At 60.2% G+C, this 20,813-nt stretch carries 18 protein-coding genes; 14 read left to right on the top strand and 4 right to left on the bottom strand.

All coding sequences use genetic code 11. From position 1 onward, the window contains the following. Positions 1 to 55 precede the first annotated feature (55 nt). The 3 genes from HA399_RS06530 to HA399_RS06520 all read left to right on the top strand — a co-directional run bounded on the left by HA399_RS06530 (position 56) and on the right by HA399_RS06520 (position 4,047). Positions 56 to 1,774 carry an alpha-amylase family glycosyl hydrolase gene (locus HA399_RS06530; RefSeq protein ID WP_404326515.1) on the top strand — a complete coding sequence of 573 codons (1,719 nt, stop codon included), beginning with the start codon at positions 56 to 58 and terminating at the stop codon, positions 1,772 to 1,774. 144 nt (positions 1,775 to 1,918) lie between these two features. Then, positions 1,919 to 2,974, top strand: a complete 1,056-nt coding sequence (locus tag HA399_RS06525; protein ID WP_404326513.1) for a LacI family DNA-binding transcriptional regulator — start codon at positions 1,919 to 1,921, stop codon at positions 2,972 to 2,974. 80 nt (positions 2,975 to 3,054) lie between these two features. Further along, positions 3,055 to 4,047 (top strand): nucleoid-associated protein, encoded by a 993-nt coding sequence (locus tag HA399_RS06520; RefSeq protein WP_404326512.1) that lies wholly within the window; start codon positions 3,055 to 3,057, stop codon positions 4,045 to 4,047. A gap of 189 nt (positions 4,048 to 4,236) precedes the next feature. Here HA399_RS06520 and HA399_RS06515 read toward each other — a convergent pair whose 3' ends face one another. Together HA399_RS06515 and HA399_RS06510 are read right to left on the bottom strand one after the other, a co-directional pair. After that, positions 4,237 to 5,571 (bottom strand): aspartate aminotransferase family protein, encoded by a 1,335-nt coding sequence (locus HA399_RS06515; protein ID WP_404326510.1) that lies wholly within the window; start codon positions 5,569 to 5,571, stop codon positions 4,237 to 4,239. Next, the gene (locus HA399_RS06510) at positions 5,571 to 6,629 is read right to left on the bottom strand and encodes a phosphotransferase enzyme family protein (RefSeq protein WP_404326509.1); all 1,059 of its coding nucleotides are present in this window, start codon (positions 6,627 to 6,629) and stop codon (positions 5,571 to 5,573) included. The genes HA399_RS06515 and HA399_RS06510 overlap by 1 nt, the downstream gene beginning before the upstream one ends. A gap of 291 nt (positions 6,630 to 6,920) precedes the next feature. Here HA399_RS06510 and HA399_RS06505 point away from each other — a divergent pair, with 291 nt between their 5' ends. Then, positions 6,921 to 7,916, top strand: a complete 996-nt coding sequence (locus tag HA399_RS06505; RefSeq protein WP_404326508.1) for a helix-turn-helix domain-containing protein — start codon at positions 6,921 to 6,923, stop codon at positions 7,914 to 7,916. A gap of 114 nt (positions 7,917 to 8,030) precedes the next feature. On the opposite strand, the gene gcvA is transcribed toward HA399_RS06505, so the two are convergent. Then, entirely contained in the window at positions 8,031 to 8,972 is a 942-nt protein-coding gene (gene gcvA / locus HA399_RS06500) for a transcriptional regulator GcvA (RefSeq protein ID WP_404326506.1), read from the bottom strand. A 157-nt stretch (positions 8,973 to 9,129) separates the two neighbouring features. Between gcvA and HA399_RS06495 the strand changes: the two genes are divergently transcribed. From HA399_RS06495 to HA399_RS06465, 7 genes are all read left to right on the top strand, one after another. Further along, the gene (locus HA399_RS06495; RefSeq protein WP_404326505.1) at positions 9,130 to 9,849 is read left to right on the top strand and encodes a cupin domain-containing protein; all 720 of its coding nucleotides are present in this window, start codon (positions 9,130 to 9,132) and stop codon (positions 9,847 to 9,849) included. Beyond that, the gene (locus HA399_RS06490) at positions 9,846 to 10,958 is read left to right on the top strand and encodes a flavin monoamine oxidase family protein (protein ID WP_404326504.1); all 1,113 of its coding nucleotides are present in this window, start codon (positions 9,846 to 9,848) and stop codon (positions 10,956 to 10,958) included. Before HA399_RS06495 ends, HA399_RS06490 begins: the two co-directional genes overlap by 4 nt. Positions 10,959 to 11,030: 72 nt before the next feature. Then, entirely contained in the window at positions 11,031 to 11,417 is a 387-nt protein-coding gene (locus HA399_RS06485; protein ID WP_404326502.1) for a DUF1360 domain-containing protein, read from the top strand. 363 nt (positions 11,418 to 11,780) lie between these two features. Beyond that, complete coding sequence (locus HA399_RS06480) at positions 11,781 to 12,233, top strand: carboxymuconolactone decarboxylase family protein (RefSeq protein ID WP_404326500.1); 453 nt, start codon at positions 11,781 to 11,783, stop codon at positions 12,231 to 12,233. A gap of 496 nt (positions 12,234 to 12,729) precedes the next feature. Then, positions 12,730 to 13,854: an ABC transporter substrate-binding protein gene (locus HA399_RS06475; RefSeq protein WP_043335820.1), complete on the top strand. Its 1,125-nt coding sequence runs from the start codon at positions 12,730 to 12,732 to the stop codon at positions 13,852 to 13,854. Then, the gene (locus HA399_RS06470) at positions 13,847 to 14,914 is read left to right on the top strand and encodes a FecCD family ABC transporter permease (protein WP_404326498.1); all 1,068 of its coding nucleotides are present in this window, start codon (positions 13,847 to 13,849) and stop codon (positions 14,912 to 14,914) included. Before HA399_RS06475 ends, HA399_RS06470 begins: the two co-directional genes overlap by 8 nt. Next, positions 14,908 to 15,657 (top strand): ABC transporter ATP-binding protein, encoded by a 750-nt coding sequence (locus tag HA399_RS06465; protein ID WP_131431749.1) that lies wholly within the window; start codon positions 14,908 to 14,910, stop codon positions 15,655 to 15,657. The genes HA399_RS06470 and HA399_RS06465 overlap by 7 nt, the downstream gene beginning before the upstream one ends. On the opposite strand, the gene HA399_RS06460 is transcribed toward HA399_RS06465, so the two are convergent. After that, complete coding sequence (locus tag HA399_RS06460; protein ID WP_404326497.1) at positions 15,635 to 16,534, bottom strand: DMT family transporter; 900 nt, start codon at positions 16,532 to 16,534, stop codon at positions 15,635 to 15,637. The genes HA399_RS06465 and HA399_RS06460 overlap by 23 nt on opposite strands. Positions 16,535 to 17,305: 771 nt before the next feature. Here HA399_RS06460 and HA399_RS06455 point away from each other — a divergent pair. From HA399_RS06455 to HA399_RS06445, 3 genes are all read left to right on the top strand, one after another. Then, positions 17,306 to 17,851, top strand: coding sequence for a hypothetical protein (locus tag HA399_RS06455; protein WP_404326496.1), 546 nt, complete (start codon positions 17,306 to 17,308; stop codon positions 17,849 to 17,851). Next, complete coding sequence (locus HA399_RS06450; protein WP_404326494.1) at positions 17,848 to 19,413, top strand: DEAD/DEAH box helicase; 1,566 nt, start codon at positions 17,848 to 17,850, stop codon at positions 19,411 to 19,413. The genes HA399_RS06455 and HA399_RS06450 overlap by 4 nt, the downstream gene beginning before the upstream one ends. Before the next feature lie 332 nt (positions 19,414 to 19,745). Then, positions 19,746 to 20,693 carry a site-specific integrase gene (locus HA399_RS06445; protein ID WP_024952250.1) on the top strand — a complete coding sequence of 316 codons (948 nt, stop codon included), beginning with the start codon at positions 19,746 to 19,748 and terminating at the stop codon, positions 20,691 to 20,693. Positions 20,694 to 20,813: the final 120 nt, after the last annotated feature.

Here is a 20,813-nt window from a genome sequence, read left to right as displayed (position 1 = left end):
TCCGGCGCTCTAGCATGCCCGTGACCCGTAGCGCCTTAATAACAAGGATCGTGCAATGACATCTACCCAACTCCATCGCCATGCCGCACACGACTGGTGGCGCGGCGCAACGCTCTATCAGATCTATCCGCGCAGCTTCATGGACGCCAATGGCGATGGTGTCGGCGATATTGCCGGCATCATCCAACGTCTGGACTACCTCGCGACCCTGGGGGTAGACGCCATCTGGGTCTCCCCCATCTTCACCTCGCCCATGCAGGACTTCGGCTATGACGTCTCGGACTACCGTGACATCGATCCCCTGTTCGGCACTCTGGAGGACTTCTCGCGGCTCGTCGCCCGCGCACATGAGCTCGGGCTGGGCGTCATCATTGATCAGGTGCTGTCACACAGCTCCGATCAGCATGCGTGGTTCCGGGAAAGTCGCCAATCCCGGGACAATGCCAAGGCTGACTGGTATGTCTGGGCAGACCCGCGCCCGGATGGCGGTGCGCCCAACAACTGGTTAGCCGCCTTTGGTGGCCCGGCCTGGACCTTCGATTCACGGCGCTGCCAGTATTATCTGCACAACTTCCTCGCCAGCCAGCCGGACCTCAACTTCCATCATCCCGAGGTACGCCAGGCACAGCTCGACAATCTGCGCTTCTGGCTGGAGCTGGGCGTCGACGGGTTCCGCTTCGATACCGCCAACTTCTACTTCCATGACCAGGCGCTGACGGACAATCCGCCGTCCTCGGACGACTACCGTAGCCGTGGTCATCCCCGCAGCTATCAACTGTTGAAACACAATGCAGATCAGCCAGAGAATCTCGACTATCTGGAAGAGATTCGTGCCCTGCTGGAGGAATACCCCGGCGCCACCAGCGTCGGCGAGGTCGGGGGCAGCGACCCGCTTCCCGCCATGGCAGCCTACACCGCGGGCCAGCACCGCCTGCATATGGCCTACACCTTCGACCTGCTCAACAGCACGGGCGATGCCGTGGACTTGCACGCCGTTCTGGCACGCTTTGCCGAGCATGGCGAAGACGCCTGGCCGTGCTGGGCATTGTCCAATCATGATGTTCCGCGCAGTGCCAGCCGCTGGGGGAGCGCACGCGCCTTGCTGGCTCTGACGGTACTCTGCTCATTGCGGGGTAGCCTCTGCCTCTATCAGGGCGAAGAGCTTGGATTCGAGGAAGCGGAGCTGAGCTACGCCGAGCTGCAGGACCCCTTCGGAATCGCGCTATGGCCCGAGGTCAAGGGACGCGATGGCTGTCGCACGCCCATGGTGTGGGAGCCCCAACGCAATGGTGGTTTCTGCGCTGACTCCCTGTCGCCCTGGCTTCCCGTCAATGCCCAACACCAGTCACAGGCGGTCTCGCTGCAACAAGAGGTGCCCGAGAGTCTGCTGAATCGCGTTCGCCGGCTGCTGGAACTGCGACGTGAGAATGCGACGCTGAAGACGGGGCAACAGACACTCATCTCCCCGTCCGTGCTGCCGAAGGGTGTCTTTGGCGTGATACGTCACACTCCTCACCAGCAGATGGTGTGCCTGGCCAATCTGGAACACGAGGCAGGTCACGCCCCGGAACACGACAACGCTCCCGTCATGCTCGATCTGCCTACCCTGATGGGCTCGCGAATGCCTCATGGCCAGCATCATGACCCGATAGAGGTCGTCTCGTTGCCCGGCATGGCCACGCCCTCGCTTGAAGCAGGCCAATTGAGCCTGGCGCCGAGGATGGCAGCCTGGCTGGTCGTGCCAGCCGATACCTCGCAAGTGCAGGACTGCTAGCAGGCGTTGCCCGGCTGGACGCCTTGTGCCAGTTGGCCGCTCGTTCGGCCAACTCCGTCACTTTCTGGGCATTTCTGGTACGTGGCGATATGCTATCTCTGCACTTAATCGTTCAAGCTTTTCATCTTCAGGAACCCGACGCCTGTGTCATCGCCTCGCCGCATCACTCTCAAGGAGCTAGCCGCTCAACTCGGCGTCTCCACCGCCAGCGTCTCCAACGCCTTCAACCGCCCCGACCAGCTCTCGCCAGCATTGCGCGAGCGGGTGCTCGAGGAGGCCAGACGCCTTGGCTACCGTGGTCCGGACGCCAAGGCGCGCAGTCTGCGCACGGGGCGTTCACGGATCATCGCCGTAGTACTCGCGGAGACGCTGACCTACAGCCTCAAGGACGCCGTCGCCAGCGAACTGCTGTCGGGCATCGCGGAAGTGCTGGATGCTCACGGCCATACCCTACTGCTGCTTTCAGGCCGCCAGAATGCCTCCCAAGTGCCCGGATCTTCCAGCATCGCCGATGGCTTCATCGTCTACGGGCTCATGGCCAGCATGGCGCTGGTAGAAGAACTCCAGAGTGCGGGTCACAAGCCTATCGTGGCGGTCGACTTCGATCTGGGCGATCACCCCGCCATCCATGTGGATGATGAGCCCGCCTGCTACACCATCGCGCAACATGCCTTGCAGACACCCGCCAGTCGTATCGGCATCGTCAACCTGCGCCTGACCGACACGCCCTGCAATGGCCCCATCACCGATGCCCATACGCTACTTCCGGCCGGCCGTACCATTACTCGCTCGCGTCTGGCGGGGTTTCATCGCGCCCTGGCAGAGCGAGAGGTGTCTTTGCAAGACGTCGCGATGTGGAACATCGAGGAAAACACCTATGAGGTCTGCGCGCCGGTGCTGGCAGAGATACTCGACCTGCCGGCCAGCGAGCGGCCAGACCTCCTTCTGTGCATGTCAGACCGCATTGCTCTGACCGCCGTGACCCTGGCCGAACAACGTGGCATCCGAATTCCCGAGGATCTGCGTATCACCGGCTTCGATGGCATCGAGGAAGGACAATATCGGTCACCGCGCCTGACCACCGTCCACCAGGACAGTACCGAGAAAGGCCGCCTTGCCGCGCGAATGATTCTGGGGCTGGAGCCCGCGTCATCACACCGGCTCTCGACACAGCTGATCCAGGGCGAGACCTGCCCGTAAGGAGACGTCGCCAGGAGTGACGCTTCAGGACGTGGCAGGTATCATCCCCAGCCCGTTCATCGCAGCCGAGGGAGGTTTCCATGCCGATCCTGCACAGCATCATTCACCGTATCGACAAGGGCAATAGCGAGACGCCGGCCCAGCTGGTGCCTGCCGCCACCGCCCTGCCGGCATCCGATGCACTGGAGGATCTGGTGTCCGGGCTCAATGATGCCTACCACGGCAAGGCCAAGAACTGGGGCCGTTTCAATGAAGACGCGCCTGCTGCCTTCCCCTCCGAGCTGGCGTCTTTCCTCGCAGGTGATAGCGATTTCGCGAGCCTGACCCAGACGCTTGCCGGTCGACTCATGCCGTTGATCGATGACAACCTCCCGACAGGCGGCCATCTGCTGGTGGTGGATCACCAGCAGGGCGAGACGCGCCACCTGTTCATGGCGTTGCTGCACCATCGTGACGGCTTCGCGATCGACGAGTCCCTCGCGGTAACGCCCGCCCGACAGCTCAACATGACCCAGATGTCGCTGGCCGCACGACTGGATATCAGTCAGTGGCAAGGCAGCTCGACGTCTCACCCTTATCTGTCCTGGGCGCGCGATCGCGGACGCACCAAGCTCGCCGAAGCTTTCGCCGAGACGCTGGGCGCACAGGAGCAGCGGGATGCCGGCCAGGAAACTCGCACCCTGCTCAAGGCGTTCAGCGACTATGTCGAGAAGGAAGACATGGCCGAGGAAGCCAGCCGGCAGAAGACCGACACCCTGGTCGATTACGCCACCGATCAGGCCAAGCTCGGCGAGCCGATCACGCTGGACCAGCTGTCTGAGCTGATCGATGAAGAGCACCCGCAGGCCTTCTACGATCACATTCGCAACAGTGACTACGGACTGTCGCCGGAAATCCCGCCGGACAAGAAGACGCTCAACCAGTTCAAGCGTTTCACCGGGCGCGCCGCGGGTGTCTCGATCAGCTTTGACTCGCACCTGCTGGGCGACTCGGTGGAATACGATGAAGCGAGTGACCGTCTGATCATCAAACAGGTCCCGACGGGCCTGCGTGATCAGCTCAAGCAGCGCTGACGTTCTTCCCTCCACTTCGCGCCAGACATGACAAGGCCCCACGGAATCCTCCAGTGGGGCCTTGTCGTCAGTGTCTCAAGCTATCGCACCCGGTCGAGGCTATATTTGCGCCCACCGTCTTGCACCTGCCTGTAGCGCCGCGCCACTCGGACACCAACTGACACCCGCTACCCTATCGTGTTGTCTGGCTCATTTCGCCGTTGCCTTCAGTGACTGCTCGAACCTGTCCAGAAAGAGGTCGGCTTCCGAACGCTCGATGCACAGTGGCGGACGGATCTTCAAGGTACTGCCGGACTTTCCGGCCCCGCCGATCAACACGCCATTGCGCTTGAGATCATTGATCAACGCCGTGGTGCGCTGGGCGTCTGGCGCGCCGTCACGCGTCGGGTCACAGAGATCCAGTCCCAGGAACAACCCGGCGCCTCGCACATCACTTACCTCCTCGAAACGTGCCTGAATATCCTGGAGCTGTCGCTTAAAGTACTCACCCTGACGCTCTGCATTGGCCATCAAGTCTTCTTCGGCGATCACGTCCAGCACCGCCGTGCCTGCCGCCACGGCCACAGGTGAGCCGCCGAAGGTATTGAAGTAGCCTACATCGGCGTTCAGCACAGCCAGCAACTCTTCGCGTGCCGCGAGTCCGGACATCGGGAAGCCATTGCCCATCGGCTTGCCCATGGTCACCACATCCGGCGTCACGCCGTGACGCGAGAAGCCCCACATTCCCTGCCCCGTGCGCCCGAAGCCGGGCTGTACCTCATCGGAGATGAACAGGCCGCCCCGAGCCTGCAGGAGTTCGACCGCGGGCTTCAGGAAACCTGCAGGGTCTGCATAGATGCCATCGCTCGAGAAGATGGAGTCGACCAGCAGCGCCGCGCATCCATGGCCTCGCGCCTCCAACTGTTCGATGCCGAACCGCACCTGCTCGGCGAACCAGGCAGCCGGGTCTGCCTGCTCACTCATTCGGGAGATCGGCAGGATATGCACATGATCCGGCGGCGTGCCCTGCTTGTAGGAAGACGGTGAGACTTCCGTCACGGCGGCCGTATTGCCGTGGTAGGCCGCCTCGGTGACGATGATCCCCTGTCGCCCTGTCCAACCACGCGCCAGCCTCAGCGCCATGTCGTTGCTTTCACTGCCGGTACACATCATCACCAGTCGATTGAGCGCGCGCGGCAGCGTGTCCAGCAGGCGCTCGGCATAGCGATGGATGCCTTCGTGCAGATAGCGGTTGTGCACGTTGAGGGTCCCCATCTGCTCGGCGACCGCCTGGACCACGCGAGGATGACAGTGGCCGATCGATGGCACATTGTTGTAGACATCCAAGTAGCGCTTGCCCTGGTCATCGAACAACCAGACCCGCTCGCCCCGGACAATGTGCAACGGCTCCTCATAGAAGAGCATGGACGTCGGCCCGACCGTTTCCATCCGCTTGCGCACCAGGGCGCCGATTCGCGCATCTGCCTTGTCGATGTGCGCCAAGCTGAAGGCGTTCTGATCCAGAATCCCGCGTACCTTTTCCATCACGCCATCCTCACCTTGTCGTTGACTGTCTGATCTCGTACTTGTCGATCGATACCTGTCTGATCGCCCTTCGCTTGCTTGTCGTGTTCGTGTCCGCAAAGTGACTGCACGACACCTTGTTGGCCTTCTCGTGACTGGCCCCTTCGCTGCTCAACATAGCGCCGCGCCATGCCGGCCGTATCTCGGCTGAAACCCTCGCTCAGCATCTTGCCTTCCTTGCTCTCCTGATGCGTGGCCAACCAGGCGCATAACAGAATGCGACGCAGCATCACGAAGGTATCCAGCATGGCCTCATCTGCCGCCGAGAATTCGGCTACCGAACGATAGCCCTTGATCCAGGCGTCTCTGAGCTGCGGGACGCTCGGATCCGTCTCGTGGAAGCTGATCGCGGCGGCAAAGTCATAGGCATACCAGCAGAAGCCACAGTCATCGAAGTCGATGATCGTCATGCTGTCGCGCGATACCAGCAGATTGGTCAACCGAAGGTCGGCATGGACCAGCCCGAAACGTTCTGGCGCCGTGCCATAGAGCGCGATTTCCGACTTGAGATAGACAATGGCGTCATGAATGGTCGCGGCCTCGACAGCCGTCATCCCCGGAGCATTTCGCCAATCTCCCCACAGCCCGCGGGGCGAGATCATGCTTTCCAGGTCCCAGCGCTTGCGCACGAAGCCTACCGGCGGCTGCCAGCGCCGACTGTGTTCATGCAGCGTGGCATTCACCGCGCCCAATCGTTCGAACCACTGCGGCAGGCCCTCGTCGATATCCGGCTCACGGCCGGCCGCATGTTCGAAGGCCACCACGTGCAGAGACTGTCCGTCAGCCGAGATCGTCAGAACCGGGCTGCCGGTCGTGGTCATGACCGGCGCCGGCGTATTGACGTGCGCCGTCGTGCGCAGGTCATCGATCCAGGCCAGCTCGGACTCGATCTCTTCCTGGCAGTGATAGTCCGGTCGGTGAACCCGAATGATGATTCTGTGACCCGCCTCGGCATCCTCGGCGAGGAAGGTCAGGTTCTCGGACATGGTCAGCAACGAGATCCGTGACGTCTCGGGCATGCGCCATGTCGTCAGGCAAGCGACCAACTCGTGTCTTGTTTGATTTATCAGAGTTTCCGTATACATCTCACCACCTCGCTGACATGGGAAGACCGGGAATCTTGCGGTCTCGGTGTCACACTTCGTCTGCGGTCAGAAGCCAGTGGCCAATCTCACGACCCACGATCTGGCTCACGGCATGGATCTGTGCGCGAAAGTTGCATGACTCAGACTAACGACAGCGTGAGGTGATGCGTTATCAGCATCCGGCAAACCTGAAAACACCAACAATAACAATGAGTTGATTGATCAATGCACGAAGATGTATCACGAACGGACGACAGTGATGCCACCTGGCAGAACAAGGGGTTCGAGCATGCACCAGGCAAGTGCACACGGGAGGCTTGGGACGTCAATGAACAGGCGCATAACATCACCGAATGGTCACAACATTATGATCAATACGGTCATGGCGCCTTCTATGGGCGCATTGATGAGCTTCATCTACCGGGAATGCAGGTATTCAAGGAATACACCAGCCAGGCACTGGACCAGCAATGTCATGTCTGGCCGGATTCACTGTGGATTGGTATTCCAAGCGAGCACCAGCCCTGTCGGATCAATGGCTACGCGCTTGAGGCAGGCGACATCATGTGTCAGCCAGGCGGGCAGGATTTCGCGCTGACGACACCCGATAGCTTCGCGATCCACTCTCTCGTATTACGGCGTGACTGGCTGCTCGAGATCGTGGGAGAGTCGGCTCTCTCGCTGCTGGAAGGGGATCCGCAGCGCTCGATGCGCCTCGGCATGCCGCAAGGAACTCGGCAAGCCGTCACCTTCCTGATGGACCGCCTGATTAAGCGTCAGGAAACAGGATTCGAGGTGCAAGTCCACCAGGACATTCTGTCGCTGGCTGTCGCCGCCATTCTGGAGAAAAGGACTCCCCTGACCGACCGCTACCCAAGCTATCATCACCGACGGCAGGTAGTGGAGCGGGTACGAGAACATGTGAACAGCACAGAACCTGCACCGGTCAGCATCGAGAGCCTTTGCCGTATTGCGCATGTCAGTCAGCGGACGCTTCGCAACAGCTTCACCAGCATTCTCGGCATCAGCCCCATGCAGTTCATCCGCCTCAACCGACTCAATCAGGTACGACGGCGGCTGTGTAACCCACAGTCAACGAGCACGGTCGGTCAGATCGCCAGCGACTGGGGATTCTATCACCTGGGCCAGTTTGCTCAGGATTATCGTCGCCTCTTTGGTGAGAGCCCCTCAAGCACCTTGGCGCGCCATCGGGCAGGATGAGGTGTGCGATAGCTACCCCGGTACAGACCAAGCAGCAACCATTCTCGGAATGGCTGCTCGTTGATGTGACTGGCTGATGACCCGCCAGGTAGGCTTGCTTGACCACAGAGCCATTCACGACGCTGGGATGGAAGGTATTCGGCAACTGAGCCCGGCTTCTTCCAGCAACCATTCCCGAAATGCCTGTACCTTGGCCACATGAGTGACCTCGGGCCGGTAGATCACGTAATAGGCCAGAGAGGAGGCACACATCACCTCATCAAATAGCCTGACCAGGCGCCCCGAGACAAGGTCGTCATGCACCATGACTCCACGCGCCAACGCAATGCCCTGACCATCGATCGCGGCCTGCAGCACTGCGGCAGAGTTGTTGATCTGCAGACCGCGCGATGAATCGACATCCGTGAGACCCGCCTTCTTGAACCAGCCACTCCATGACGGAAAGCCGTCATAGCCTTCCATGGACAAGTCGTGAATCAGTGTCTCCTCCAACAGGGCTGCGGGGGTCTTCAAGCTTCCGGGGTCACGCAGCAGCTGGGGCGAGCAGACGGGGTAGACCTCTTCGTGCATCAGCTCCTGCGCTACCACCCCCCTCCATTTGCCTGGCCCGTAGCGTACCCCGATATCTACCCGCTCCCGTGAGAAATCGACCGGCTTGTGATTGGTATCCAGATGCACATCGATGTCCGGCCACGCCGCCTGAAACCGGTGCAAACGCGGCAGTAGCCATTTGGCGGCAAAGGCGGGGCTGACTGTCACCGTCAGCACGCTACGCCGAGTGCCATCTTTGAGGCGCTCCACCCCGAGTGACAATTTCTCGAATCCGGCGCGGATATCGGGTAGTGCCTGCTCTGCAAGCTCTGTCGGGACAAGGCGTGTCTTGCCACTGCTGGCACGATGAAACAGCGAGTCACCCAGCCACTCCTCCAGTCCCCGCACAAGTTGGCCGACAGCGGCAGGGGTCACGTGCAGTTCCTCTGCCGCAGCGGCAAAGCTCTTGTGGCGGGCGCTCGCTTCGAAGGCACGCAAGGCATTCAGATGATTGGGCGATGTCATGGCGATAAAGTTTTTCTTTCCCTACTGCCTAGTTAATCTCGTTTGTTGAATGTTCAGTCAGCTTCCAGAATACGCCGCATAGACGAATCGTGACAGCTCATAGGTGTCTGTCCTGCCCTGCTCATGCCATGGCGCTCGAGTGTGATGACCGCCAGACATGGAAAAAGGTTTTCTTCCCTCTCTCGCCCTCGTGGAGATGTCCTACATGCGCCTCAATGCCGACTTTTCACAACGTGCCAGCATCACACCGGACCATTACCAGTGGGTGCCGTCCCCCCAGGGAGGGGTCGAGCGCATGATGCTAGATCGTATCGGGGAGGAGAAGGCGCGGGCCACCAGCCTGGTCCGATATGCCAAAGACTCCCGCTTTTCAGCACATGAGCATCCACAAGGCGAAGAGATTCTCGTGCTGTCCGGCACCTTCACCGAAGATGGCGTGCGGGACTTCCCTGCTGGCTGGTACCTGCGCAACCCGCCAGACTCGCGCCACACCCCCAGCAGCACCGACGGCTGCGTGATCTTCGTCAAGCTACGACAGATGCCGTCAGAGGAGCATGAGGCGGTACGCATCAACACTCGAGACCCGGCCAACTGGCATGAGCAGGATGGCCGCGAGATCTGCTCACTGTATACCAGTGCCACCGAGCAGGTGAGCCTGCAGCGCCTGGCGCCACATGCCGAGCTTCCGCTGTTGGTCAACACTGGCGGTGCCGAACTGCTGGTGTTGGAGGGTTGCCTGCATCCAGGGCACGGGTCCTGCCCTGCCGGCAGTTGGCTGCGCTTGCCAGCCAGCGAACCGCTGGCGCTCTCCGCCGGCGCAGAGGGAGCGACCTTCTACCTCAAGACGGGGCATCTGATCGCCCTGGAGGGTGAATGAACACGCCTTCGCCACGCGTTGCCATTATCGGGGCTGGTCTCTCAGGTCTCTATGCCGCTTGGCAACTGGAGCAGCATGGCATTCATGACTATCGGGTGTTCGAAGCCCAGCACGTCATGGGAGGCCGTATCGCTTCCGCAGTGCCGTCCCTTGCCGAGACAGGGGCACAGCACCGCCTGGATCTAGGCCCTACCTGGTTCTGGCCGGAGCATCAGCGCGAAATGGCGCAACTGATGCAGACACTGGGCCTGGAATGCTTTGCACAACATGTGACGGGCGACAGCCTCCTCGAGCGCGCCACGGACAAGAGCCCACTGCGCACCGCTGGCATCCGTGATTCGCTGACCGCCATGCGGGTAGCGGGAGGGATGGAGACGCTGATCGAGCGACTGCGTCGCGATATCCCTGCGGACAAGATACTGACTGGGCAGGTTGTCCGTCATCTCGAGCGCTTGCCAGACAGGATTGCGCTAAGTGCCGAGGATGACAGCGGGCAACGCATGAGCTGCGAAGTGGAGCAGGTCTTGTTGGCTCTTCCGCCACGTCAGGCACTCCAGCATATCCAGTTCACGCCGGCATTGCCGAGCGCGCTGGCGGCACAGTGGCAGCAGACCGCGACCTGGATGGCGCCCCACGCCAAGTATCTCGCGGTCTACGAGCGTCCTTTCTGGCGCGAGGCCGGCTTGTCCGGTGCCGCACGCAGTGCACGCGGCCCGATGGTGGAGATACACGATGCCAGCCCACTGGAGGGCCCCGGTGCACTCTTCGGATTCGTGGGAGTCCCGGCTGGCCATCGCCGCCAGATCACGCAGGACGTATTACGCCAGCACTGCCGCGCACAGTTGGGCCGCTTGTTCGGCCCTCAGGCGGCCAGCCCCCAAAGCGATGTCCTCAAGGACTGGGCGACTGCCCCCTTCACAGCAAGCCCGGCAGATATTGATTCCATGACGTCATTCCAGGAGGTCCCCAGACCAGGGGCCAGCGATGGCCCCTGGCGCCAATGCCTGACCGGCATTGCTAGTGAATGGTCTCCCCAGTTTCCAGGCCATGTCGCGGGGGCCATCGACGCCGCACGCTACGGCGTCGAACAGATATTGGCCGCTCGCTAGCAAGACAATCAGTCCGCTAGACACTCGACTTTCCCCACTCGCCCCAATGGCGAACACACGACAAGGACTCTCATGACTACCGTATTCTCTCCCGACACCTTGAACTCCCTCTGGGTCTGCATCGTCATTGCCCTGGCGGCCAGCAGCATCGCGATCTCGATCACCCAAGGTGAACTGTTCGCGCCCTTGCGTCAGTACGCACAACGCTTTGGCCACATGACCGGCCACCTCTTCCAATGCTTCTTCTGCATCAGCCACTGGGTGGTCTTCGCTGGCATGGTGTTCTATCACCCGACCCTGACGCACAGCGGCTTCGTGCTGGTGGACTGGATCCTGGCCGGCTTCTTCACCTTGACGCTCTCCACCCTGGTGAGTGGCCTGCTGTTCAAGGTGCTGCTGACCGGCATGGCAAAGAAAGTACGCGACAAGGAAGTGAAAGAGATATTTGCTGCCAAATGATCGCCTGATCATGACCCTGACCGCATCACACCAACTGACCTCTACCGCCAGGTAGTCCGTTTCAGACCTCACACGTGGCGGTGCTCCCACTGCATCGCCCTCCCCGCATATTGCGTCTCCCAACCATCATTGCCTCACCCAGCGACAGGCACCACTGCATCGTGCGTGCGACCCGAGGCATGGCATTTTTCCAGACACAGGAAGCCCCATGTCACAGTCAAGCTCCTCCTCGCAGTCAAGCTCCTCCTCACAATCAAGCACCACCCTAGCCGCAAACTCCCCCTTGGCGGCAGGTCTTGAGGCCAAACCGCGTGTCACTCCCTGGCAAGACGGTGATGCCGTTCTGCCGATCTACTGGAAAGCATGCAAGCACGCCGCCCCAACCGAGAGCTGACCGGTATCGATCGCTATCTGCTCAAGAGCGTGCCCCTGGCCACGGGATGGAATGGCCTGCTGGGTCGTGTACGCAAGGACTTCACGCTCAGCTTGGAATATCGCGAGTTGATCATGTGCAGAGTGGCCGTGCTCAATCGGGCCGAGTTTGAATGGCAGGTGCACCAACCTGCCTACCTCGATGCCGGCGGCACACAGGAAAAATGTGACGCGTTGCGCGAGGAAGGCATTTCATCTCGTTTCAATGAAGAAGAGCGTGCACTGCTGGCGCTGACCGATCAATCGACCCGCCAAGTGGAAGTCGATGGCGACATCATCGAGACACTCAAGACGCTGTTCGGTGAACAACAGACGGTCGAAGCCGTCGCCACGGTTGCCGCCTATAACATGGTCTCTCGCTTCCTGGTGGCCTTGGCGATCTGAGAGAGTTACTAACACGAAACGCTCAGCAAGCAGTGCTCGTCGTGACAGGGGCCATGCCCGTGATGAGAGGTGCTGCTGACCGGCATGGCGCAGAAAGTACGCGATAAGGGAGTGGAGAGAACCTTCGCAGCAAAACGACCTCAGCCATCTCGCCCCGCGGGCTATAACACCACCCTTCCAGCGCGTCATCGCAGTCTTGAGCGTAGTGACAGCCCGGAAGCGGATGGCCGACCGCTCTTCTCTCTTTCTCTCTTTCTCTCTTTCCCTCTTCCCCCTTCGCCGGCCCCCAGACAACGTCGTTGCCTCTTGGAGCACTTAGGAACGGTACTGACGACAAATCGAGACAACAGGGACCATATCGACGCTCATTGGGAATTACTTCATAATCGCAACGCTGATGATAATGATATGCAACTGCTGGTGATGTGAACTCCTGTGCAAAAGTCAGCATCTCCCCATCGCTAGCGCTGTCCCTCCACTTCTCAACGAGCACACCATGAAGACCTTTCTCCCTACGGCCGCCTGCGGCCTGTTACTGGTGGCCAGCGGTAGCATCTCGGCCCAGGACATCACTCTGACTGATATCGCTGGCCGTCAGGTTACCGTCGATGCTCCCGTGAAGCGCATGATTCTCGGTGAAGGCCGTCAGGTCTATCTGCTGGGGGCTCTGCAGCCCGAAGCCCCCTTCGAAAGCGTTGTCGGATGGCGAGAAGATTTCTCTCAGGCGGATCCCGATAACTATGCCCACTATGCCGAGCGCTTCCCCGAACTCGAGAAGATTCCGACCTTCGGTGGCTTCAAGGATGGCACCTTCGATGTCGAGCAGGCGGCAGCCCTGAAGCCGGATGTGGTGCTGATGAACCTGGAAGCGCGTCAGGCAACCGAGGATGCAGCCTATGACGACAAGCTGGCACAGCTGGACATCCCGATCGTCTACGTCGACTTCCGTGAGGATCCACTCGCGAACACCACGCCGTCGATGCGCCTGATGGGCCAGTTGCTGGGCAAGGAAGACAAGGCGGAGGCGTTCATCGCCTACACCGAAGAACAGATGGCACGCGTCACCGAAGTCATCGCGAAGCAGGACCCACAGCGTCCTGACGTCTTCATCGATCGCGCCGGCGGTTACTCCGACGACTGCTGCATGAGCTTCGGGCCGGGCAACTTCGGCGAATACGTTGATCTGGCCGGCGGCCACAACATTGCCGAAGGCATCATTCCCTCCACCTTCGGCACCCTGAACCCCGAGCAGATCATCGCCGCCAATCCTGAGCATGTCGTCGTGACAGGAGGAAGCTGGGACGCCTATGTGCCGGGCGGCAAATGGGTCGGTGTCGGCCCGGGGGCCGATCAGGAGCTTGCTCGCGAGAAGCTTCAGGCCCTGACCCAGCGCGTGGCCATGACGGGCATTCAGGCCGTGGACGACGCCAACTTCCACGCCATCTGGCATCAGTTCTACAACAGCCCTTACTACTTCGTGGCGGTCCAGAAGATGGCCAAGTGGTTCCATCCGGAGCTGTTTGCCGATCTTGACCCTGAAGCCACCATGCAGGAGCTGCACGAACGCTTCCTGCCCGTGGACTATGCACCTGGCTACTGGGTATCGCTGAAAGATGAATGATGTCACCTCTTCCACTCCCCTCTCTCAAGGGGGGAGTCACTACCGTTCTTCGGTGGTCAAGCGGCAGCTGATTCTGGTGTCACTGGGGGTGGCACTGTTCCTGAGCCTATGCCTGGATCTATCACTTGGTCCGGCGCGCTTCCCTCTCGATGAGGTGCTCGCGGCACTGATCTCACCGGACTCCGTCAGTAATCAGGTGCGAGTCATCCTGTGGGAAATCCGCATGCCCGTTGCGCTGATGGCGCTGGTGGTCGGTGCCAGCCTGTCGGTGGCCGGTGCCCAGATGCAGACCATCCTGAGCAACCCCCTGGCCAGTCCCTTCACCCTGGGCATCTCGGCCGGGGCCAGCTTCGGTGCTGCGCTGGCACTGGCCTTTGGCGTCGCGATCATTCCCGCCGCCATCGATTATGTGGTCCCTATCAATGCCTTCGTCATGGCCATGATCACGGCCTTCTTCATCCACGCCTTGAGCATGAAGCGAGGCGTGACGATCGAGACCATCGTGCTGCTCGGCATCGCCATGGTCTTCATCTTCAACTCACTGATGGCCCTGATCCAGTTCTTCGCCAGCCAACAGGCCGTGGCCGCCGTGGTCTTCTGGACCATGGGCAGCTTGACCAAGGCCACCTGGCCCAAGTTCTGGGTCTCGCTCGGCGTTCTGGCGATCGTGCTGCCGCTGCTGGCACGTCATGGCTGGGCACTGACGGCCATGCGCCTGGGAGATACCAAGGCGGAAAGCATGGGCGTCAAACCCAAGGCGCTGCGCCTGGAAGTGCTGGTACTGGTCTCGCTACTGGCTGCCATCGCCGTCGCCTTCGTCGGCACCATCGGCTTCATCGGTCTGGTCGGTCCGCATATCGCACGCCTGCTGCTGGGGGAAGATCAACGCTTCTTCGTGCCCGGCTCTGCCCTGTGCGGGGCGCTGATTCTCTCGATCGGCTCGGTGCTGTCGAAGATCATCCTGCCGGGTACGGTGATCCCGATCGGCATCATTACCTCACTGGTCGGCATTCCCTTCTTCCTGTTCCTCACCCTGCGACAGAAGTCATCCTCATGGTAACGCTCACGCTTGATCGCTTGTCCGCCCACTATGGTCGCCGCCAGATTCTGGCGGAGGTCACGACGCCCTGCTTTGAAGGGGGCCAGGTGGTGGCCTTGCTGGGGCCCAACGCCGCCGGCAAGTCGACCTTGTTCCGGCGCATCCTCGGGTTGATCGACGGCGGTGGGGAGGCGCGCGTCGAGGGCGCGACTCGTCAGCGCCCCATCGGCTACATGCCACAGGACACCGGGGTCAATGCCGTGCTGACGGTCTATGAATCGGTACTTCTGGCACGCATGCAGGGGCGCAGCCTGAAGGTCCAGCCCGAGGACATGGCCGAAGTGGAGCGCGCACTCGACGATCTGGGAATCAGCGCGCTGGGCGAGCGGGACATCGGTGATCTGAGTGGAGGCCAGCGCCAGCTGGTGGGTGCCGCCCAGGCGCTGGTGCAATCACCGGAGATCCTGCTGCTGGATGAGCCAACCTCTGCGCTGGATCTGCATCGCCAGCTGCAGCTGTTGACCATTCTGCGTCGCCTCGCCCGCGAGCGAGGGATGCTGATCATTGCCGCCTTGCACGACCTGGGCCAGGCACTGCGCTTCACGGACCAGGCCATGCTGCTTCAGAACGGCCGCCTCATCGCCAGCGGCCCGACCGCCGAGGTGGTCACCCCGGAGCGGCTGCGTGAGGTCTATCGCGTGGCTGCCCGCATCGAGCCCTGCTCCCAGGGGCAGCCACAGCTCATCGTCGAAGAGGCCATCTGATCTGACGCCCTTCGAAGGCGGCCAGCCCTGCCCCTGCCAGCATCAGGGGCAGGGCGAACAGGAAACCGCTCGAGATGGGGGCATGGAAGATCAGCAGGTCCGCCAGTATCGGCCAGAGCAATGCGACATACTCGAAGGGTGCCAGACGGGACGCTTCGGCGTAGCGCAATGCCAGTGTCATGCAGATATGCGCGGCCCCCCCGAACAATCCCGACAGCACCAACAGCCCCAGCGCCTCCTGGGAAAGCGGCGCCCATCCCATCGGTAGCGTCGCCAAGCCTGCCAAAGCCGAGACCAGGATGAAGTAGAAGGCGATCGCCCCAGCCGTCTCGGTACGCGAAATACGCCTCACCGTCAGCAACGCGCCAGTCGTCAGCAGTGCCGAGAGTACTCCCAGTACGTAGCCGGTCACATTGCCGGTACTGCTCTCGAAGCTCAGCGACGGCAGAATCAGCACCAATACTCCCGCCAAGGCCAACCCCAGCGCCAATGCCCGCTGGCGACTGAACCGTTCCCCCAGCAATACCACACCGCCCACGGCCATCATGACCGGCGTCAGCTGTGCCAGCAGCGTCGCCTCCGAGATGGGCAGCAAGGCAACCGCCGCAAAGGAGGCAAACATCGCGGCCGCACCGAAGCCGGAGCGCAACAGATGCCCTCCCGGTCGACGGGTCGCTAGACCACGCGGGAACTCCTTGCGCCACATCATGAAGATCATGATCGGAATCAAGGCAAAGGCCGAACGAAAGAACACCGCCTGCCCCAGTTCCACCGTCTCGCTGACCGCCTTCACACACACCATCATCCCGGTGAACAACACACCGGACAGCAATCTGAGAACAATTCCGGCCAAGGGCCGATCCACCAACTCCGTCATGACAGGGGTTCGCTACGCGGCTGAAAGAAAGGCAGCATTCTCCCGATTCCCTCGACGGAATGCCATGGCAACGTGCCACGCCAGAGGCGAATTTTCGCGATATTGAGGACAACCTCGAATAGACGCCTCTTTTCCCGGCGTGTGATATTTACGGCCTCTCATTCATCTGCTAAATTCGGTTTATCGAGGCAAAATCCTCGGTCGGGTTTGGCGACTCGAAATCATCCAAGGCGCACAAGCGCCCCAGACCATGGTTGGCGCTTTTTTTGTGGCTGCCATGCGTTATGGCGGTCGTGCGCGGGAGACCTCCGGGTCTGCCGGTTTCTTGGATGCCGGTTCGCCAACCCGTGTACGGCCGCCCCCATCACTGTTTGGCGACAGCGGGAGCGGCTCCCATATCCAAGGAGCTTCAACCATGGTCATTCAGACTACGGCATCTCCGCGTAGCCCCGATCTGCCTACCCCCTATGGCGGCTATCCCGATCCCCCTTCCCAAGACTGTCGCTCACGCGTCATTGGCGACTGCAGCGAGGTGCTGTCATGACCTCGAATTCTTCTCACACCACACCAACACCCTCATCTACTCCTCTTGCGCCCTCTGCTACGGGCAAGGCAATAGCCGAGTCTTCCCAGACGCCTGAGACTTCGGTGTCACACGACTCGTCACCTACCATCACCTCAGAGAGCCAGCGTCGCTCTCCTCCCCCTCACACCTCGAGCACTCCCACATTCCAGGATTCCTCGACTGCCGCAGCTTATCGGCGAGGACAGTTGATCAAACAGCACTTCCAGCAGTGGCTGAAAGCCTTGAAGGATAAACCGACTCATTTCACGAAAGTCAGCTGCCGCAACGAGCTGATGAAACATCCAGAGTTGGCGGGCTATAAACCCATTATTGTCCTGCAGCGGGTCGGTGACCTGATCGATCGCCTGGTCATTGATGGTCACGTTGTGCAATCCGACACCATCGGCAAGCGTCGCCGCGTCTATCAACTCATCGATAGCACTTCGGAGCGCTCACCGGATATCCCCTTGCAGAGCAATCGACAGGATCTTGCCACGTCGAAAACCGATAGCACATCGCATCTACCGCTCGATGCAGCACTGCAGGAACAACGTCGAGCCTTGAAAAAATCCATGCGGGCCGCGAGCGCGGAAGCCGAGCACCTCTATCAATTGGCAAAGGACTATCCGGAGGCGAAACCCGACATCGCTCCACTCCAGGAGGATGCAATTCAGCGCGCCTGCGAACTCCAGGGACTACTGGCTGCCGTGCTGGCGCTCTCTGCAAAACGCCATGCTGGAGGTGCCTCATGACACCGCGTCAGATCAATCGATTACTGCCCTCTCTGACAAGCCCGACACTCAGAGCTTGGCAAGCGCGTTGTATTGAGACAGCACTTCAACGGCTTTCGGATCAGCAGCCCCATTTCCTGTGCCAGGCCACCCCGGGTGCGGGCAAGATGCTGATGGCCGCCGTCCTGGCTGAGGAGCTGATTCTCAACGGGAGCATTGATCACGTCATCTATCTCGGCCCCACCTCTGCCGTGGTGGAGCGTGCACGCGAGACGTTTTCGCAAATTCTGGGGCGGCCCATGCAGGGCAGGCTGGGGGACATCGGTATCGCGCTGACCTATCAAGCGCTCAGCTTCCGCCTGGAGGACCTCAAGCAACTCTGTCGCCAAGGGCGTGTCCTGCTGGTCTGGGACGAAAGCCACCATGCCGCCGGCGCGACAGCATGCGCCGCAAAAAACGCCTACACCAGCTCAGCAGCCACCGGCGCCAATCAATGGGGGTTGGCGCTCTTGGCATTGGAGCGCGATGTTCGCTTTACGCTCGCCTTGTCAGGCACTCCTTGGCGCACTGATGGCAGTTGCCTTCCGATGCTGCGTTATATGGCACCGAGCCATGAAGACGCCTCAGCGTCCGAGCCATCGGTGCCAACCCTGCCATCGGCGGACAGTGACCGCCTCGCGCTGATCCCAGACTTCACTTATCCCCTGCGTGATGCCATCCAGGATGATGTCTGCCGTACTCCCCAGATCTATTTAATAGATAACGACGACATACGTTTGGTGGCTGAGCAGCAGGCGCAGCGCGAGACACTGTATTACCAAAGCATCCCGGCCTTGCTGCGTCACCCAGGGGTGCATTACGCCGCCTTGCTGCGTCACCCCGGGCCTCAGCAGCATTTGCTGGACGTCAGCTGCCAACGCTTGCGACAGCTTCAGGAGAAAGACCCGACCGCCGCAGGATTGGTGGTGGCATCCAACATTTCTCATGCAGAAGACATCGCTGATTGTCTGAAACAGATGGGTCAGACGGTGTGCCTGGTAACCAGCCAGACGGAAGGAGCGCACGCCCGACTTGAGGCGTTTCGCTACGGCCATACCTCGTGGGTTGTCTCTGTCAACATGGTCAGTGAAGGGATCGACATTCCCCGCCTGCAAGTATGTTGCTACCTCAGCCACGTCAGAACCGAGCAGTATTTTCGCCAGGTACTGGGCCGAATCATTCGGCGTCGACATGCACAGGATGATGTGTGCTATTTCTATGCGCTCAACGAAAGCACGTTACGGCACTACGCCTACCGGCTGTTTGACGACTTGCCTGACGAGCATGCTGCGATCCAACTGGATCCCTTCTCTTACCCGACAGTACCCGCCCCAAACGTCTATCCAGCCAATGATTCGATAGGCTCCAACGATCCTGGCACAAGCGGTGAACTCCCCACGATTGAAATGAATGGCGCGCTACATGCTCAGGCCCCCATGAGTGAGTGTGTGAGCCTGTCAGAGGGAATACGAGAGATAACTCTCGATCTGGCAAATGATGTGGCGTTCTCCAACGCCTTCTTGGCGCGCCTGGTATCGCTCTGATTACAGGAGGCGGCTCGGCAGCCACGCCCGCGCGATCACCAGATGATTTCACTTTTTTTATAGCTTAACCCTAAGTATAACATCTACAAATCGCACATTTAACAGTAGGATTACTCGAAAAAACCTGCGTATGCGCGACTCTCAACTCTCCATACTTTCTAGGGCATGCATTTCGGGTTGGCTGATTTACGAAGGGTGATAGCGTGAAATTCGATGGCCACCTCACAGCGCATATCGGCCCTCATTCCAACTTTTCGACTCGATGGAGATCCCTCATGGTGTCCAGACCACCGACAGGCATCCACCCGCCTCAAAGACGGAGACATCAGGCAATGCAAGTGATCCCCTATCAGGGAAACCAGGACTCTCTGCCGGGACTTTGCCTGACGGTCTCGGCACGAAAGCTGATCATGGCAAGCCTTGCACCGAGTACCATCCGAGCCTTCCAAAGCGACATACGGATGTTTCTCAGACGTGGCGGCACCCTCCCCAGCACCGACACGGAGATTGCCAACTACCTCACCCGGTGTTTCGAGGACGGTTATAAACCGAATACGCTCAAGCGACAGCTGTGCTCGTTACGGCGTTGGCACCTTGTCATGAATTGCCCCACCTTGGGCAATGAGCAAATGATCAAGGGGGTCATGCGCGGCTGTGCACGCCTCAATGAAGTGCCGGTGAAACGTGCACCAGCCTTGATGCGAGACGATCTGCATCAGCTGCTGAATAGCCTGGATTTGAGCGAGTTGCGAGATCTGCGCGACGCCGCCATGTTCTGCCTGACGTTCTATGGAGCATTTCGTTACAGCGAAGTCCTCAACCTTCGTGTCGAGCACCTCACATGGGATACACGAGGCGTGTTGGTCAGGCTCTCCCGCAGCAAGACCAATCAAGAAGGACGTCATGAAGTCAAAGCTATTCACCATGCTGATACCTCGCTCCCCTACTGCCCCGTCAATCTCCTGTATCGCTGGCTGGAAGCCGCCCATATCCAGAGAGGTGCGGTATTTCGCAGCGTCTCGCTGGGCGGCAGGCCAGGAGGCTCGAAACTCTCTCGAACTGCTTTTCAGAATGCGTTGATCAGGGGGCTTGAGCGGTCAAACCTGGCTTCACGCGGATTCAGCACACATAGCATGCGTGCTGGCCTGATCACTGAAGCTCATCTGCGGGGGAAGAGCCTGGAGCAGATACAACGCGTGACAGGTCACAGGCATCTCAGCACCTTGACGGAGTACATTCGGGTCGCAGACCCTTTCGAAAACAGCGCCAACGACTTTTGATAAACATGAGCAATGCATTACCGTTCAATAATCGATGAATTGACAAAAGCAATCGCTCGAGGACTCGTAATACAAAATACCTACCAAGTTTGACGCCAAGAATCCCTAATGCTCTCGAAA

This window comes from Cobetia sp. UIB-001, from assembly GCF_044789135.1.
GTDB lineage: Bacteria > Pseudomonadota > Gammaproteobacteria > Pseudomonadales > Halomonadaceae > Cobetia > Cobetia amphilecti.
The sequence above is the reverse complement of the archived record's forward strand: the minus strand, read 5'-3'. Positions and strand labels throughout refer to the sequence as shown.

Coding starts and splice junctions, on each gene's coding strand:
- HA399_RS06530 (WP_404326515.1), top strand. CDS start 56: ATGACATCTACCCAACTCCATCGCCATGCCGCACACGACTGGTGGCGC.
- HA399_RS06515 (WP_404326510.1), bottom strand. CDS start 5,571: ATGGAAAAGGTACGCGGGATTCTGGATCAGAACGCCTTCAGCTTGGCG.
- HA399_RS06505 (WP_404326508.1), top strand. CDS start 6,921: ATGCACGAAGATGTATCACGAACGGACGACAGTGATGCCACCTGGCAG.
- HA399_RS06465 (WP_131431749.1), top strand. CDS start 14,908: ATGGTAACGCTCACGCTTGATCGCTTGTCCGCCCACTATGGTCGCCGC.
- HA399_RS06490 (WP_404326504.1), top strand. CDS start 9,846: ATGAACACGCCTTCGCCACGCGTTGCCATTATCGGGGCTGGTCTCTCA.
- HA399_RS06475 (WP_043335820.1), top strand. CDS start 12,730: ATGAAGACCTTTCTCCCTACGGCCGCCTGCGGCCTGTTACTGGTGGCC.
- gcvA (WP_404326506.1), bottom strand. CDS start 8,972: ATGACATCGCCCAATCATCTGAATGCCTTGCGTGCCTTCGAAGCGAGC.
- HA399_RS06480 (WP_404326500.1), top strand. CDS start 11,781: ATGCAAGCACGCCGCCCCAACCGAGAGCTGACCGGTATCGATCGCTAT.
- HA399_RS06460 (WP_404326497.1), bottom strand. CDS start 16,534: ATGACGGAGTTGGTGGATCGGCCCTTGGCCGGAATTGTTCTCAGATTG.
- HA399_RS06450 (WP_404326494.1), top strand. CDS start 17,848: ATGACACCGCGTCAGATCAATCGATTACTGCCCTCTCTGACAAGCCCG.
- HA399_RS06445 (WP_024952250.1), top strand. CDS start 19,746: ATGCAAGTGATCCCCTATCAGGGAAACCAGGACTCTCTGCCGGGACTT.
- HA399_RS06495 (WP_404326505.1), top strand. CDS start 9,130: ATGGAAAAAGGTTTTCTTCCCTCTCTCGCCCTCGTGGAGATGTCCTAC.
- HA399_RS06520 (WP_404326512.1), top strand. CDS start 3,055: ATGCCGATCCTGCACAGCATCATTCACCGTATCGACAAGGGCAATAGC.
- HA399_RS06470 (WP_404326498.1), top strand. CDS start 13,847: ATGAATGATGTCACCTCTTCCACTCCCCTCTCTCAAGGGGGGAGTCAC.
- HA399_RS06485 (WP_404326502.1), top strand. CDS start 11,031: ATGACTACCGTATTCTCTCCCGACACCTTGAACTCCCTCTGGGTCTGC.
- HA399_RS06510 (WP_404326509.1), bottom strand. CDS start 6,629: ATGCCCGAGACGTCACGGATCTCGTTGCTGACCATGTCCGAGAACCTG.